Here is a 1,570-nt window from a genome sequence, read left to right as displayed (position 1 = left end):
GCACGGCTGTGCCGGCCCGGGGCCGTGTTCCGTCCGGGGCTGCCGGCGGCTACTGCTTGAGGTCGCGCGGCCAGCAGACCCCGACGAAGGTCCCGGAGTCGAGGAGCTGGCCGACGCAGACCTCGCCCCCGTGGTCGACGACGCCCGTGCTGCTCAGGAAGACGCGGATGGTCGCGGGGATCTCGATCGGCTCCGTCGGGTCGGGGTGGTTCGCCGCCGCCTTCAGGACGTCCCGGAGCAGGTTCCGGCCGAAGTCCTCGGGCGTGCTGAGGTTGGCCATGTCGGTGAGGAGTTGCTGCTTCGGCTTCGTGCTCGTCGTCACGGCGGGCCGCCTTTCGCCACGTGTACACACCAGGGGGACGACACCTGTCTACCCGTCAGGTCGGAGGGTGCGGCGAAGGCTCGACGGCAGGCCCCCCGTCCGGCGCAGGGGCCGCGCCCGAGGTCGGAGCCGCCTGCCGGACGCTCCGGTAGGGGGCGTCGAGCAGTTCGATCAGCTGCGGGTGGACCAGCGCCCCCGGCAGGCGCGGGTGCTCCGTCAGGACTCCCGCCGCGCGCAGGCGGTCCAGTGCGGGCTGCGGCTCGTGGGCGACGAGGTCGCGCAGCCAGGCGGCCGAGACGGCCGGGGTGGCGCGGAGCCGGCCGAGGACGGCCACGGCGGCGGGATCGTCGGCGACCTGCCCGACCGCGGCGTCGAGCACCCGGCCGTAGGCCGTGATGCTGCCGGTCCGGTGGCGGGCGGTCTCGGTCACCGCCCGGGCGAACAGGGACCCCCAGCGCGTGAGGTCACCGTCGGCCGCCGCGACCAGGGCCGGATCGTGCTCGTCGCGGTGCTGCTCGACCCAGCCGTCCAGATCGAGCAGCAGTCCGGGCAGCAGGCCCGCCGCCACCAGGTCGCACTGGCCGAGCAGGCGGGCCGTCCGGCCGTTGGCGTCCGGGAACGGATGGATCGTCAGCAGTCCGGCCATGGCCAGCGCGGCGGCGTCCAGCGGCGGCGCGCCGGTGCGGGAGCCCCAGTGGTGCCAGCGCTCGAGCTGAGCGCGCAGCGGCGCACCGGGCGCGGTCGCGATCGCGAAGGTCTGCCCGTCGGCCCAGGTGACGGTGGCGGACGTGCGGCGGAACCCGCCCCGGGCGGTGATGTTGGGGTCCCCCGCGATCAGCAGCCGGTGCAGTTCGGCGAGCGCGTCCGGGGTGAAGCAGGGGCGCCGGTCGGGGTGTTCGCGCAGCTCCGCGCGGACCGACTGGACGGCGAGCAGGCCGGCCGCGGTCCGGTGCTCGGCGGCCGCGGCGAGCTGTTCGGCCAGCCCGGCGGGGTCCGCTCCGGCGAGGTGGCGGTGGATCTTGCGCCGGTACCGCGGTCGGTGGAAGAGGTCGGGGTCGTCCAGGTGGGTGCCGACCGCGGCCGTCAGCTCGGCGAGCGCGTCGAGCGCCCGCCGGCGGTCGGCGGCCGGGACCGCTTCGGCGTCGAGCGGCGGTGCGACCGGCAGGACCACGCCCACCACCGAGGGCCGGCCGGCCCAGCTGAGCTGGCGGCCGCAGGTGGCGCCGTACCAGGTGACCTCGGAGGTCA

2 protein-coding genes are annotated in these 1,570 nt (G+C 76.3%); both read right to left on the bottom strand.

Annotated elements, in window-relative coordinates; all coding sequences use genetic code 11:
• Nucleotides 1-49 precede the first annotated feature (49 nt).
• Entirely contained in the window at nt 50-322 is a 273-nt protein-coding gene (locus ACFW1A_RS40395; protein ID WP_380418709.1) for a hypothetical protein, read from the bottom strand.
• Between the two features lie 55 nt (nt 323-377).
• On the bottom strand, nt 378-1,570 hold a 1,193-nt coding region (locus ACFW1A_RS40390; RefSeq protein WP_380418707.1), incomplete at its 5' end, for a Fic family protein.

The sequence above is a fragment of the Kitasatospora sp. NPDC058965 genome (assembly GCF_042741245.1).
GTDB lineage: Bacteria > Actinomycetota > Actinomycetes > Streptomycetales > Streptomycetaceae > Kitasatospora.
The sequence above is the reverse complement of the archived record's forward strand: the minus strand, read 5'-3'. Positions and strand labels throughout refer to the sequence as shown.